We start from the raw sequence: 13699 nt of genomic DNA on the forward strand, positions 1-13699 counted from the left end.
TTCACTCCTCGAATTCGCATTGGTCTGAATATTTCTACCAAATCTCGATACTCATGGCAGTCGTCTGATTGACGGACAATCGCCACAGGGTCCTGGTTGCATTCAAGAGAAATCAATTCAGGCTGACCGGGTCCGCAAGAAATATTCGACCAATTGAATCGAATTGACCGTCTCACTGATGGACAGAACCCGCTGAGCGCACTTCGCGCCCAGCGGGTTCTTTGCTTTCACCGACCCGGTATCTACCGGTCCAGAACGTTATCCGCCAATCGATCCTCGCGACCGGACACCAAGGCCTCGGCATCACCGGCGTCCACATGACCGAACCAGGTGCCACCGGGGTTCGCGATCACCAACGGGCCCAGGTTGCACGGGCTCAGACAACCGGTTCCCGTCACCTTTGCCGAAGTGCCTTTGGCCGCCGCACTCATGGCCCGGTGGAGAGGCCCTGCTCCGTACGCCATGCAGCGGGGCCCCTTGCACACCAACAGATGTGTATCGTGCTGCTCGATCACCGACCAAGCCGGACTGCGATACGACGCCGGACTGGCAGTGATCGGCTTTCCGGCCGCGCCGAGTTCATCGATCACCTGCGCGGCCACAGCACCTTCGAGCGTTTCCGATTCGTGGAGCGAGACTTCCAGTTCGGCACCGATCCGGGTTTCGCGCCAGTTCGCAACAGCCTTGCTGGTCCACGTGAGCAGGTACCGATCCCTCGGCACCGCAACTGGAATCAACACGACCTTGCCCACGTCATCGGTATGCGCTCGATCGAGTTCCTCGTGAAGGCTCGGCGACGCGACATCGAGGTACGCAACACGAACGTCGGCGTCGGTGCCGGCCCGAACAGCGTCGAACATCCGTCGCGCGGCCGACTCGTCGAGGCCGCTGACGGTCGGTCGCAGTACGACGATCACCCGATGCGAACCACTGTCGACACTCATGCCGACGGCGCGGTTGTCCAGTCGATCCCGCTCGACGGAGCAAGTCCGAACTCTTCGATCTTCGCGCGCAGCTCTTCCGCGCCGTAGACGTTGGGGAATCCGCTGGTGAACATCGCGAGCGGGAGTACGACGAAGCGGTTCTGCTTGACGGCGTCGAGATCGCGTAGGCCTTCTCGGCTCTTGATCGCGTCGATCTTGCCCTGTACTTCGTCAGCGCTCTTCTTGTAGTCCATGATCACGATGACATCGGGTTCTGACTTCGCGACGGTCTCCCAGCTCGCTTTGAACCAGGTGTTGTCGACGTCGGCGAACACGTTGGTTCCCCCGGCGACGTCGATGATTCCGTTGGGGGCTCCGTTGCCTCCGCTGGTGTACAGATCTTCTTCACCGCTGTCGTAGATCAAAACCTTCGGCTTGTCGGCGGCATCTGGCGCGGACTCCAGACGTGCCAAACGTGAATCCAATTCGGTCAATGCCTCGGCGGCAGTGTCCTCGGTTCCGAACAGCTTTCCGTAATTGGTCACGTCCGCACGAAGGGCATCCCACGGACCCATCGTGCCGAGCGCGGAATCCGCTGCGGCACTCTGCCTACAACTATCGGAGATCACATATGCATCGATGTTGTTGCTCTGCAGCGATTCCGGCGTCACACCGGAGGCTCCCTTGAACAAGCCACTGTAGGAGCCGACCACCAGGTCCGCCTGCTTACCCAGAATCGTCTCCATCGTGATCGTTCCGTCCAGGTGTGGGACGTCCGCAATTCCAGGGCCGAACATCGACTCCATGATCGCGTCGTTGTTCGTGTTCAACACGACGGCCGCGAGACGATCCAAACCGCCGACTCGGAGAATGGTGCCGATATTGGCCGCATTGCTTGTCGCAACGACGTTCCCGATCGGAAGCTGGAAAGTGCTTTCGGTCCCGCAGTTCTCCACTGTCACCGAAGTCTTGTCTGCAGCTTCGTCCACCGGTGCAGTTGCCGAGCAGCCGGCAACTGTCAACAACGCTGTCGCGGCTACAACCGCACCGAACGACGCTCGAGTCTTGACATGTATCAAAGTGCACTCTCCGAAAATGATTGTTGTAGTTGAGAATTTCGTGATTCGAATACGAGGTGTGAACGGCCTGTCGCGGGGTTCACGAGCTCGAAAGTCTCGACGCCGAAGACAGTTGCCACCACCGAGGTGGTGAGTACGTCGGATGGATGTCCGAACGCCCTGGCCACTCCATCCGCGAGCACGAGCACCCGATCGCACACTGCCGCAGCCAAATCGAGGTCGTGCAGTGCCATGATCACCGTCCGGTCCAACGACCGGACCAGATCGAGCAGTTCGAGTTGATGCCGGATGTCGAGATGATTGGTCGGCTCGTCGAGGATGAGCACGCCGGCGTCCTGCGCGAGACCTCGGGCGAGAAATACCCGCCGACGCTCGCCGCCGGAAAGCGTGTCCATCGAAGAGAGCCTGTGCTCGATCATTCCGACCTCGCCCAGAGCACGATCAACGACGGCATTCTCGTGCTTTCCGCCGACACTCCAGGGCTTTGTATGTGGCGTGCGCCCCAGAGTCACGTACTCGTGAACCAACAAATCGGCGGGACTCTGCTCTTCCTGCGCCACAAAAGAAATGGCTTTGGCCCGCGAACGCGCGGACATCGCGTGCACGGACTCGCCGCCGACGCGGACGTCACCGTCAGCGATCGGTCCGAGACCGGCAAGCGCACGCAACAAAGTCGACTTGCCCGATCCGTTCGGACCGACGACGCCTACTACTGCACCGGCGTCCGCCGCGATGTCGACGCCCTTGACGACGGTTCGGCGGTCGATGCGGACAACGACTCCGGACGCGGTCACCGCCAGGGCGCGGGCGCTCACGAACTGCCACCGAATCGGTAGCGCCGACGGCCGAGAAGCAGGAGAAACAGCGGGGCACCGATCACCCCGGTCACCACGCTCAGCGGGATCTCGGTCGGCCGCAACGAGGTCCGCGCCACGACGTCGACCCACACCAGGAACGACGCGCCGATCAGCGCTGCCGCCGGCAACACCACTCGATGTCTGGCTCCGACAAGCATGCGTGTGACGTGCGGTATGACCAAGCCTACGAAGGCAATCGCGCCGGACACTGCAACCATCGTGCCGACCAACGCTGCCAGCACGCCGAACAGCACGTTTCGCAGGGTTCGGATGGGAATACCGAGCGAAGCCGCGACGTCCGGTCCGGCCGCCAGCGCATCCAGCCAACCGTGCAGGGCGAACACCGCTGCCGTCAGCAGGAACACTACGATGACCGGCGCCCACAACTTGTCCCAGGATGCCCCGGCCAAACTTCCCAGGAGCCAGAACAATACGGACTGCGCGGCCTGGGAATCATTGGTACGCAGCACCAGAAAACTCGCGATCGCCGACAGGGCGGATGCGGTAACGGTGCCGGTCAGAACCAATCGCAGTGGAGTGATACCGCCTTGCAGCGTCGCGATGGTGAAGACGAGAATCGCAGCTCCCAACGCCCCGATCATCGCGCCGAAACTGAGCGCCCACACTCCCGCGCCGGCGAACAGTCCGGTGGTGATGACGGCGGTGGCACCTACACTCGCGCCGGACGACACTCCCAGCAAGTGGGGATCGGCGAGAGCGTTGCGGACGAGGGTTTGCACCACCGCGCCGGCGACGGCAAGACCAGCGCCGACGGCCAGACCGAGCAGTACCCGAGGTGCTCTGATCCCCCACACGATCGCAAGTTCGGAACGCGTGACGGGTGGGCCTCCGAAGCGCGAGTGCACCACGTCCACCACAGTGGACACGGGGAGCATCTCGGATCCGAATGCCAACGCGCACACAGCAGAGAGCACGGTGACGACCAGCAGAGCGGGCAGCACGATACCCGGACTGAGCCGTCCGCGAGGCGCACCAGCCTTCGGCGAAGGCAGGTGGGTAGGTGGAGACAGAGCTCCGCCAACAGCATTCATGGTGTGACCGATCCATCCTCGTGGCATGACACAACGTCAACGAGGGTGGTATCTGGCTACGGTCGACGCATGGACGACCTCACAGTGGCGGGACCGCGCCGGAATTGCACCGACTTCCCATTACCTCGATGATGACGTCAGAACCATAACGGACTGTGGTCACCATTCCGCACACCGGATCAGGATTCCGACGCGATCATCGATCTCGCCTGCCGCACGACGGCTTCCGTTCGCACTCGAAGGTCTTCGGGTGAATCCGATTCCAGCACAACCCGATGCACCTGGCTGTCCACGGCAGTCACAGTCAGCCGCGACGTCAACAACGCATCGTCCGCACTGAAACCGCGGCTCTGCAAGTACTCCGAAAAACCCAGTACCAGTTGCCGATTCATTCCTTCGACCTGCGCGATGAGCTCACGCGTACGCGGAACCTGATCGTAGAGCAGGTGAAAGAACTCTCGCGGCTTACTGTTCACTTCGACCGCGCACTCCACCAACATCCGGACGGCCTCGTCCGGGGTGAGCTCACGCTCGACGATGTCGGCAAGGCAGAGCGCAAAACTCTCCCGCGCAGCACTCACGTGACGGTTCGCCAACTCCGCGAGGATCTCGTACTTGTCGCCGAAATACTGGTAGAGCGAGCCCACCGACACCCCTGCCTCGTCAGCGATCCGGTTGGTGGTCGCTGCCATGCCCTCCGACGCGAAAACGCGAGTAGCTGCCTCCAGGATCGCGTCGTAGGTAGCCCTCGAGCGCTGCTGGGAGGGCCTTTTCCGCCGAGTCGACACGGTCCTCCGATGCGAGTTGTCAGCCGCGACGCCGGTACCGAGAATTGTGTAGGTGACCAGCGCCGATTACTCGAAGTTTATGCCCGACCGGTACACCGACCACATGCCGGCGCCGACCCCGACGTGGTGGGAGCGGAACGGCAACACCGTCCACGTCGCACGGGCAGTGGCTCCAGACGCGCCGGTTCGTGTTCTCGGCATCCACGGCGCCGGCGGCTACTCGGGCGCGTTGTGGCCGTTCGCCGGGATCGGCGTGAAACTCGGAGCCGAAGTCCTCTTCCCCGATCTTCCGCTGTACGGCGACACCGTCGTAGCCGATCCCGCCGGCGTCCGGTACGAGCAGTGGGTCGATCTCCTCTGCGATCTCGTCCGGGCCGAGAAGGCAGCCGACGATCGGCCGCTGGTGTTGTTGGGCGCCAGCATCGGCGGTCTGCTGGCCTACGAAGTAGCCGCGCGGACCGGTCTGGCCGACGCCGTCGTCGCTACCTGTCTGCTCGATCCCTCGAATCCGTCGGCCAGAGCTGCCGCGGCGCGGTTCGGCCCGATGGGTGTCTACGGCGCTCCCCTGATGCGCCGCACCGAACGACTGGTGGGCCGTATCCGCGTGCCCATCCGTTGGGTCACCGACGTCGCGAACATGAGCAGCAACCGTGAACTCGCGACGCTGTGCGCAACCGATCCGCGCGGTGGCGGTGTTCGGGTGCCACTCGGATTCCTCAGCAGCTACTTCTCGTTCGAGCACACCGCACCCGAAGCATTTCGGACGACGCCCGTTCTGCTCACCCACCCGGCCGACGACCGATGGACGCCACCCGAACTGAGCCTGCAGTTCCTCCGCCGCATCAACGCACCCACCGAATTCGTGATGCTGGACGGGTGCGGGCACTTTCCCGTCGAAGAGCCGGGCCTGACGCAGTTCCACGACGCCGTCGACACACTGCTGCGCTCCGTCGCCGAGCGTCACCGCACGAAACCGTCGCCACCCGCCTAGCCTGAAGTTCGTGAGCATCGAACCCAAGGCCGAGCCGACGGGAAACGGCGACGAGAGCACCACGACAGTCGTACTGGCGTTTGCGGCTAACGCGCTGATCGCCGGGGCCAAGACGGCGGCCGCCATCGTCACCGGATCTGCATCGATGGTCGCCGAGGCCACCCACTCCTGGGCCGATACCGGCAACGAAGTGCTGTTGCTGATCGCGAACCGCCGCTCGAAAAGGGTTCCCGACCGAGACCAGCCACTCGGGTACGGCCGGGAAGCCTACATCTGGTCGATGTTCGCCGCCCTCGGACTCTTCGCGCTCGGCGCAGGTGTGTCGATCACCCACGGCATCCAGGAACTGTTCCATTCCGAACCGGCCACCGACTTCGGTGTCGCCTACGCAGTCCTCGGCGTCTCGTTCATCCTCGAAGGCATCTCGTTCCGGCAGGCGTACAAGCAACTCCGAACCGAAGCATCCGCCGTGAACCGCGACGTCATGGCCCAGGCGCTCAACACATCCGACCCGACGACCCGGGCCGTGTTCGCCGAAGATGCTGCGGCACTGATCGGTTTGGTCATCGCATTCGTCGGCGTCCTACTGCACCAGATCACCGGTTCACCGATCCCCGACGCCCTCGGCTCCATCTTCGTCGGCATACTTCTCGGAGTCATCGCGATCATCCTGATCGATCGCAACCGCCGATTCCTGGTCGGCGAAGAGGCCTCACCGACGCTGCGGGCAGCAGCCGTCGAAGCTCTCACCCAACTGCCCGAGATCAACCGAATCACGTTCCTGCGCATGGAATACCTCGGTCCGCGGCAGGTGTACCTGGTGGCCAGCGTCGACCTGGTCGGCGACTACGCGGAATCCCGAGTGGCCCACACGTTGCGCGAACTCGAACGCTCACTCGAGCAGAGTCCACGCGTCGTGCGAGCGATCCTGACCCTCTCGACGCCCGAAGAACCGTCGATCGCAGTCTGAACTTCCGGCCGGGCGATAGGCTCGTTCGATGCGCGCACTGATCGTAATTCTGGCGGTTCTGGGATTTGTCGTCGGGGGAATTCCTGTGGTGGGCAGTCTGATCGACGTGATGACCAGTCAAGACAAGACCATCGTCTATCAGGGTTCCTACGTACCATTTCGGGACATGCAGATGGCTCGGGACACCGAATCGACGATAGCCACCGCCTACGAACCCTTAGACGGACCGCGCTGGCTCGTCCTGGCCTGCTATCCCCTGATCGGGGCGGCACTGGGCGCAGCGACGGCCGTCGTACTGGGACGTCGCGGGTGGCACCTGACGCGAGCCTGAACAGACGCCGATGGCCACCCGCCGTCTACACGAGGGTGGCCATCGAAGAAGGAATGCTTCAGATGTACATCGCAGGATCGATGTAACTGTTCGGGTCCACCAGCTTTTCCTTGGTGGTCCGTGGCCGCGCCACCGCCGGGATACCCGTCGCGATGGATTCGGCCGGAACATCTCTGGTGACAACGGCATTGGCGCCGATAGCGCTACCTTCACCGATGACGACAGGTCCGAGGATCTTGGCACCAGCGCCGACGGTGACCCGGTCTCCCAGCGTCGGGTGACGCTTGACCTGCTCGAGCGAGCGACCACCCAGGGTGACGCCGTGATAGAGCATCACGTCGTTACCGACCTCGGCCGTCTCCCCGATCACGACGCCCATGCCGTGGTCGATGAAGAACCGTCGACCGATGGTGGCACCGGGGTGAATCTCGATGCCGGTAACGAAGCGTGTCAGCTGCGAGAGCACTCGCGCCGGGCCGCGTAGCGCAGGGACGACCCACATGCGATGCGCAACCCGATGCGCCCAAATGGCATGCAGCCCTGAATAAACGAGCGCGTTCTCCACATTGCTGCGCGCGGCAGGATCCTGACCGCGCGCAGCCTGCAGGTCCTCGCGAATTGTCCCGAGGATACTCACAAGTCTCAGTCCCGGATGTGTTCGAACAGCGGGGTGGAGATGTAACGCTCGCCGAAGTCACACACGACAGCCACGATCAGCTTGCCGGCGTTTTCCGGACGCTTCGCCAACTCGAGTGCGGCCCAGACGATGGCACCGGACGAGATGCCGCCCAGGATGCCTTCCTGGGTTCCGAGTGCGCGAGCGACCTCGATGGAATCGGGGAACGAGACGTCGATGATCTCGTCGTAGATCTCGCGATCGAGGACGTCGGGCACGAAGTTCGCGCCGATTCCCTGGATCTTGTGGGGACCGGGCTGGCCACCGTTGAGGATCGGCGAGTCGATGGGCTCGACGCCCACGATCTTGACCTCGGGCTTGTACTTGCGAAGGGTGCGTCCGACGCCGGTGATGGTGCCGCCGGTGCCGATGCCGGACACGAAGATGTCGACGGCGCCGTCGGTGTCGGCCCAGACCTCTTCGCCCGTCGTCGCCTCGTGGATGGCCGGGTTGGCCGGGTTCGCGAACTGGCTGGCCGAGACAGCGTTCTCGGTCTGCTCGACGATTTCCTTGGCCTTGGCGACTGCACCGGCCATGCCCTCGGAGCCCGGGGTAAGGACGATCTCGGCGCCGTAAGCACGCAGCATCACGCGACGCTCGGTGGACATGGTCTCCGGCATGGTCAGGATGACCTTGTAGCCGCGAGCAGCACCGACCATGGCGAGTGCGATACCGGTGTTACCACTGGTGCCCTCGACGATGGTGCCACCGGGCTTGAGTGCACCGGACTTCTCGGCGGCGTCGATGATTGCCACGCCGATCCGGTCCTTGACGCTGTTGGCCGGGTTGTAGAACTCGAGCTTGACGGCGACCTGTGCGTCCAGGCCCTCGGTCAGACGGTTGAGCCGCACGATCGGGGTGCGCCCGACCAATTCGGTCACGTTGTTGTAGATCCCGCTCATATCTGGTCCTCCTGAGGATCGAGTGTGTCGACCCGCTCGATTCGCTGATCACTGCTTTACGGCTGAACTGCTTTACGGCTGAACTGCTTAACGGCTACAGGCAAGGGCATACAGACGACCGATGCCGCATCGGTTCATCAAATTGAACCAATGCGGCATCAGGCCACTACATACGGGGGCGGTTTATCAGGCCAACCGCTGCTTCAGGGCTTCGAACTCGTCACGAATGCCGGTCGGCAGCTTCTCGCCGACGAAGTCGAACCACTCTTCGATGAGCGGGATCTCGGCCTTCCACTCGTCGATGTTGACCGCGAGGGCCTCGGTGATGTCGGCGTCCGACACGTCCAGGCCGTCGATGTCGAGTGCCGATCCGGTGGGAACGACGCCGATCGGGGTGTCGATGCCGGCAGCCTTGTGCTCGATGCGCTCGACGATCCACTTCAGGACGCGAGAGTTCTCGCCGAAGCCTGGCCACAGGAAGCGTCCGTCGTCGCCACGGCGGAACCAGTTGACGTAGAAGACCTTGGGGAGCTTGGACGCGTCCGCGGACTTGCCGAGGTCGATCCAGTGCTGGAAGTAGTCACCGACGTTGTAGCCGAGGAACGGCAGCATTGCCATCGGATCGCGGCGAACCGTACCGACCTGGCCTTCGGCTGCTGCGGTCTGCTCGGAGCCGACCGTTGCACCCATGAAGACGCCGTGCTGCCAGTCGCGAGCTTCGGTGACCAGCGGAACCGTCGTCTTGCGGCGTCCACCGAACAGGATTGCCGAGATCGGCACGCCCTTCGGGTCGTCCCACTCGGGAGCCATGATCGGGCACTGCGACATCGGGGTGCAGTAACGCGAGTTGGGATGAGCCGCATGGGTGCCCGACTCGGGCGTCCACTCGTTGCCCTTCCAGTCGATCAGGTGCTGCGGGTCGCCTTCGAGGCCTTCCCACCAGACGTCACCGTCGTCGGTCAGAGCGACGTTGGTGAAGACCGTGTTGCCCTGGTCGATGGTGCGCATGGCGTTGGGGTTCGACGACCAGTTGGTGCCGGGAGCCACGCCGAAGAAACCGAATTCCGGGTTGACGGCGTAGAGCTGTCCGTCCTCACCGAAACGCATCCAGGCGATGTCGTCACCGAGGGTCTCGGCGCGCCATCCGGGGATGGTCGGCTGGATCATCGCGAGGTTGGTCTTGCCACAAGCGGAGGGGAATGCCGCCGCGATGTAGTAGGCCTTGTCCTCGGGCGAGATGAGCTTGAGGATGAGCATGTGCTCGGCCAGCCAGCCCTCGTCGTGCGCCATTGCCGAAGCGATACGCAGCGAGTAGCACTTCTTGCCCAGGAGAGCGTTTCCGCCGTAGCCGGAACCGAAGCTCCAGATCTCACGATCCTCGGGGAAGTGAGTGATGTACTTGGTGTCGTTGCACGGCCACGCGACATCTTCCTGGCCATCGGCCAGCGGAGCGCCCAGCGAGTGAAGCGCCTTGACGAAGAATCCGTCGGTGCCGAGCTTGTCGAGAACCTTGCTGCCCATGCGGGTCATGACGCGCATGGAGACGACGACGTACTCGGAATCGGTGAGCTCGACGCCCAGCTTCGGATCCTCGGCGTCGAGGGGGCCCATGCAGAACGGCACGACGTACATGGTGCGTCCACGCATGCAACCGCGGTACAGGTCACCCATGAGGGTGCGCATCTCCGCCGGGTCCATCCAGTTGTTGGTGGGACCTGCGTCGATTTCTTCCTTCGAGCAGATGTACGTACGCGATTCGACTCGCGCGACATCGGACGGATCGGAGTTGCCGAGGAAAGAGTTCGGCTTCTTCTCGTCGTTGAGGCGGGTGAAGGTTCCTGCCTCGACCAACTTCGTTGTCAGTCGGTCCCATTCTTCGTCCGAGCCGTCTGCGAAGACGACGCGATCAGGCTGGGTGAGTTCGGCAACCTCTTGCACCCATGCAAGCAGTTCCTTGTGCTGCGTGGGGGGCGTGCCGTCAGTTCCATTGAGACCGGGAATGGTCGCTGAGGTCATCAAACTCTCCTGGGGTGAGCCGGAACCGGGTTCTCGTGACACCGGATGCAAACTGCAGCGCCCCGATACCAGTCGATCCCGGTGTCCCCCTCTCGACGGGGTCCAGCCGCGTCATCCACTCACGTGGATTTCACGGACGCCGGGTGTCCTATGTATTGAGGTTAACGCTGGCTGTTCACCTGCAGGTAATCGGGTGCGGTCAGAAATGTCACAGAAACGATTCAGTTGGTGTGTTCAGGTGCCTACCCGGCGCTCAGAGCACATAAACGGAACCTTTTCAGAGCGCTCCGGCATCGATTTTCTGCCACACGAGGGCGCCTTCGTCGTCTCGACTGCATTCCCAGGCCGAGTAGTCGCCGTCCGACTCGATCATCGTGAGGCGATCGGCGCTACCGTCGCGATCGAAATCGGACACGATCACGACGTCGTCGTCGGAGTGGACGACACGGCTGTCGACCGTTCCGTCACCGTCCAAGTCGAAGGCGTCGAAGTTCAGGTCGCCGGCATCGACCGGTCCCGACGAGGGCCCGAAGGTCTCGGGCTCGATACGCCCAGGATCGAGCGCTTCGGCTTCGTGCCCGTCGATGTGTCCGGCCGTGATCAGAAATGCGTCCATTACTCCCCCTACTGGATGTTGACCTACTGCTTCGGCAACCCCTACCGAAACCGTCCGCTCAGTATTACCAGACCCCGACGATCAGTCGTGGCCGAAATTGCGGCGCTGTGGAGAACTCTGCACTCGCGGAATGTCAGTAGGCGGCGTTCAAAACGGCGAGGTCGCGCTCGCACGACGCCAGTTGCCCTGATCTGGCCGCGGCAAGCTCACGAAGTTCACCGTCGATCTCCACGATTCGGGCCTGCGCCGACGCCACCTGCTCGCGGCTCTCCGCCATGATCGCCGCTCCCAGATCCGCCTCGGCCTCGAGCAGAACACTCTGGACTCGCTGCTCCCACTGTGCGCGAACCGTCGACATCGATTCGACGATCCACGACCTGGAGTAGGCACGATCCGCCGTCAGCCCGCGAGTTCGCGCCAACCACCAGGCCGCGGCGCCACCCAGAACCAACGTCACGGGGATACTTGCGAACTCCAAGGCCGGAATCATTTCCAGCGGAGTCACCGCGATACGGCCGAGGCCGAGACCCGCGGACGCGCCGACAAGAATTGTCACCCGGTCCTCGTTTCCGCGCTGGCGGCCCGGCGGGCCCTCCGGAATCCGTGGGGAAGGCATGTATCCGGTCGTGCCCGCCACTTCCACCGCTGCCGCCGTCGCGGCATCGAACACCCGGGTGTGATGGTCGACTTCGTGCTGCAGTCGCGTCGGCACGCTGCCCAATTCGGCTCGCGAGGCCGCATCGACCCAGGCACGTGCCCCGGCGACCGTCGCCCGGGTTGCCTCGGCGATTTGTTGTGACAGATCCCCGCGCGCTCGTTGCAGTCGGCTTCGCACCTGCACCAGGCGTTCGCCTCGCCGGCCGTCGCGGTCTGCGAGCAACTGTGATCGCTCGGCCCGCAGTTCGGCACCAGAAACGCTGTCACGCAGATTCCGGATCTCTATCTCGATCATCCGGCGCGTCTGCGCGATGACACCGGAATCCGAACCGCCTGCTTCCCTCTCCCGTGCCGCCCGGCTCACGACCGCAACGAGCGACTGCTCTTGACCAGGCGCAATCGGGACCACCGAGGCCTGAGCAAAAGCGGTGCAGTGCGAAGCAAGAATCTCGGCATCACGCCGGCGCACCGCCTGCCAGTCTCGGTAGACGTCGACGCGGGTCAGCGCGACCACCACCGGGATTCCGCTCTCTGCAGCGTCGTCGAGAAGAAGAAGATCCTCGCGTCCGATCACACTGGCGGCGTCGACGACCAGAAGTACGACGTCGGCGTCCACCTCGCGTGTCACTGTCGAACAGTCATCAGAAGCATTGAACATCCGGGCGACGTCTTCCCGTCCACACCTCGGTGGGCCGACAACGTAAATTCTAGTGCCACTGGATGTTTCGGCGGCAACCTGGCGACCCGGATCGGATGCCGGATTCCATCGCTGCACCACGCGCAGCACCGAATCCGGAAGTAACGAAACGCTATCCATCGGTCACCGCCGGAGCGGAGCGATCGCCCCCGAGCTGCGCCCACCGACGCACATACCCGCGGCGAATCAGTGAGACCCTTTGTTGCGGAGCCTGTTCCGACTCGTCCACGAGCTCGCCCCACCACCGGCTGCATGTGCCCGCGTCGTCGGCGGTACGAGGATCGGGAGGCTCGCCTTGACGCAGGGCTCGAATTTCGGGGCTCATCATCGCCGCCGCGGCGCCGAACAGCACCGCGGAGTCCGAACTCAGATACAACTCGATCTCGTCCCTGCCCGCAGCGCTGCGCGAGGCAGACCGCCTCAGCGCCGGGCCGATCTGCTCGACCCGGCCCCACCACTGCGCCTCCAGAACAGGTCCGAGAGCCTCGAACAATTCTTCGACGCCGCGCCCGGTCAGTGTCTCCACCGGAACCGTGGGCACGCCGACGTTCTCGGAGATTTCCGCGGCCCGTCCCAGCGCCTCGTCCCAGCGCGGACCGAACAAGTCAGCCTTGTTCGCAGCGACGACCACACGATCGGAAACTCGGGCAATGGCTCGGCGGTCGACGTCGCGGACCGCGTCGACCACCACGTAGACAACGCAACGACGACCCAGATCGGGGTTCGACGTTCCAGGGACGTCGAACGCGCGCGACTCGGTCACCACAACCGGTGCGCCGACGACTCTGCGCGAGAACCGGTCGTCGCGCCCCAGGATCCGCGCCAACGACGACCGCCCCACCCCGGCTCGCCCGGCGACCACCAATTCGAGCGGCGCGCTCAGCGATCCGAGCACCGAGTGAACCGCCTCTGCGGCTCCCGAATCGATCGACGTCAGCCGATATGCCAGAGCGCGCAAGTGGTCGATCGGCTCCGCGCAGGCGTCGTCGATCGATTCTGCGGGCAACATTCGTGACCAATTACTGCATGCAAATCCTGTGTTCATCCCCACCCCACGTCCCCATCGTGTCGGTGAGATTCTGTCAGGTTCTCGGCAAGGACGGCAGGTGACACCACTCTTTCGCTGACTGTCCGAAGTCGGCTG

The 13699-nt window shown here is 63.5% G+C and carries 14 protein-coding genes and 1 riboswitch; of the genes, 3 read left to right on the forward strand and 11 right to left on the reverse strand.

Going from position 1 to position 13699, the window contains the following annotated elements:
* Positions 1-242: 242 nt before the first annotated feature.
* The 5 genes from QMA15_RS20505 to QMA15_RS20525 all read right to left on the reverse strand — a co-directional run bounded on the left by QMA15_RS20505 (position 243) and on the right by QMA15_RS20525 (position 4699).
* Positions 243-944, reverse strand: a complete 702-nt coding sequence (locus QMA15_RS20505; protein WP_070387174.1) for a (2Fe-2S) ferredoxin domain-containing protein — start codon at positions 942-944, stop codon at positions 243-245.
* Entirely contained in the window at positions 941-2002 is a 1062-nt protein-coding gene (locus QMA15_RS20510) for an ABC transporter substrate-binding protein (protein WP_141487718.1), read from the reverse strand. The genes QMA15_RS20505 and QMA15_RS20510 overlap by 4 nt, the downstream gene beginning before the upstream one ends.
* The gene (locus tag QMA15_RS20515; RefSeq protein WP_019747122.1) at positions 1999-2817 is read right to left on the reverse strand and encodes an ABC transporter ATP-binding protein; all 819 of its coding nucleotides are present in this window, start codon (positions 2815-2817) and stop codon (positions 1999-2001) included. The genes QMA15_RS20510 and QMA15_RS20515 overlap by 4 nt, the downstream gene beginning before the upstream one ends.
* Positions 2814-3821 carry an iron ABC transporter permease gene (locus QMA15_RS20520; protein WP_003945625.1) on the reverse strand — a complete coding sequence of 336 codons (1008 nt, stop codon included), beginning with the start codon at positions 3819-3821 and terminating at the stop codon, positions 2814-2816. The genes QMA15_RS20515 and QMA15_RS20520 overlap by 4 nt, the downstream gene beginning before the upstream one ends.
* 115 nt (positions 3822-3936) lie before the next feature.
* Positions 3937-4074: riboswitch (cobalamin riboswitch) on the reverse strand.
* Between the two features lie 16 nt (positions 4075-4090).
* Positions 4091-4699 (reverse strand): TetR/AcrR family transcriptional regulator, encoded by a 609-nt coding sequence (locus tag QMA15_RS20525; RefSeq protein ID WP_080909010.1) that lies wholly within the window; start codon positions 4697-4699, stop codon positions 4091-4093.
* 52 nt (positions 4700-4751) lie between these two features.
* Here QMA15_RS20525 and QMA15_RS20530 point away from each other — a divergent pair, with 52 nt between their 5' ends.
* Genes QMA15_RS20530 through QMA15_RS20540 form a run of 3 tightly spaced genes read left to right on the forward strand, consistent with a single transcriptional unit; the run spans position 4752 to position 6991 of the window.
* Positions 4752-5690 carry an alpha/beta hydrolase gene (locus QMA15_RS20530; RefSeq protein WP_290286170.1) on the forward strand — a complete coding sequence of 313 codons (939 nt, stop codon included), beginning with the start codon at positions 4752-4754 and terminating at the stop codon, positions 5688-5690.
* A 10-nt stretch (positions 5691-5700) separates the two neighbouring features.
* Positions 5701-6660: a cation diffusion facilitator family transporter gene (locus tag QMA15_RS20535; RefSeq protein WP_019747118.1), complete on the forward strand. Its 960-nt coding sequence runs from the start codon at positions 5701-5703 to the stop codon at positions 6658-6660.
* A 28-nt stretch (positions 6661-6688) separates the two neighbouring features.
* The gene (locus tag QMA15_RS20540; protein ID WP_290286174.1) at positions 6689-6991 is read left to right on the forward strand and encodes a hypothetical protein; all 303 of its coding nucleotides are present in this window, start codon (positions 6689-6691) and stop codon (positions 6989-6991) included.
* A 58-nt stretch (positions 6992-7049) separates the two neighbouring features.
* Here the strand turns inward: QMA15_RS20540 and epsC are convergent, their stop codons facing one another.
* The 6 genes from epsC to QMA15_RS20570 form a co-directional block, all read right to left on the reverse strand.
* Positions 7050-7628, reverse strand: coding sequence for a serine O-acetyltransferase EpsC (gene epsC / locus QMA15_RS20545; RefSeq protein ID WP_019747116.1), 579 nt, complete (start codon positions 7626-7628; stop codon positions 7050-7052).
* 5 nt (positions 7629-7633) lie between these two features.
* Positions 7634-8569 carry a cysteine synthase A gene (cysK, locus tag QMA15_RS20550; protein WP_019747115.1) on the reverse strand — a complete coding sequence of 312 codons (936 nt, stop codon included), beginning with the start codon at positions 8567-8569 and terminating at the stop codon, positions 7634-7636.
* Positions 8570-8755: 186 nt separating this feature from the next.
* Positions 8756-10585, reverse strand: coding sequence for a phosphoenolpyruvate carboxykinase (GTP) (locus tag QMA15_RS20555; protein ID WP_020906412.1), 1830 nt, complete (start codon positions 10583-10585; stop codon positions 8756-8758).
* A gap of 277 nt (positions 10586-10862) precedes the next feature.
* Entirely contained in the window at positions 10863-11201 is a 339-nt protein-coding gene (locus tag QMA15_RS20560) for a DUF6802 family protein (protein ID WP_021333139.1), read from the reverse strand.
* A gap of 133 nt (positions 11202-11334) precedes the next feature.
* Positions 11335-12486 (reverse strand): hypothetical protein, encoded by a 1152-nt coding sequence (locus QMA15_RS20565; protein ID WP_290286182.1) that lies wholly within the window; start codon positions 12484-12486, stop codon positions 11335-11337.
* A 181-nt stretch (positions 12487-12667) separates the two neighbouring features.
* Positions 12668-13600: a GTPase domain-containing protein gene (locus QMA15_RS20570; RefSeq protein ID WP_279163140.1), complete on the reverse strand. Its 933-nt coding sequence runs from the start codon at positions 13598-13600 to the stop codon at positions 12668-12670.
* Positions 13601-13699: the final 99 nt, after the last annotated feature.

Source organism: Rhodococcus sp. APC 3903, assembly GCF_030407755.1.
Taxonomy (GTDB): Bacteria; Actinomycetota; Actinomycetes; order Mycobacteriales; family Mycobacteriaceae; genus Rhodococcus_F; species Rhodococcus_F erythropolis.

Bases quoted from the DNA above. Each gene is read 5' to 3' on its own strand.
- QMA15_RS20555 (WP_020906412.1), bottom strand. From the start codon at position 10,585: ATGACCTCAGCGACCATTCCCGGTCTCAATGGAACTGACGGCACGCCC.
- QMA15_RS20570 (WP_279163140.1), bottom strand. From the start codon at position 13,600: ATGAACACAGGATTTGCATGCAGTAATTGGTCACGAATGTTGCCCGCA.
- cysK (WP_019747115.1), bottom strand. From the start codon at position 8,569: ATGAGCGGGATCTACAACAACGTGACCGAATTGGTCGGGCGCACCCCG.
- QMA15_RS20505 (WP_070387174.1), bottom strand. From the start codon at position 944: ATGAGTGTCGACAGTGGTTCGCATCGGGTGATCGTCGTACTGCGACCG.
- QMA15_RS20540 (WP_290286174.1), top strand. From the start codon at position 6,689: ATGCGCGCACTGATCGTAATTCTGGCGGTTCTGGGATTTGTCGTCGGG.
- QMA15_RS20560 (WP_021333139.1), bottom strand. From the start codon at position 11,201: ATGGACGCATTTCTGATCACGGCCGGACACATCGACGGGCACGAAGCC.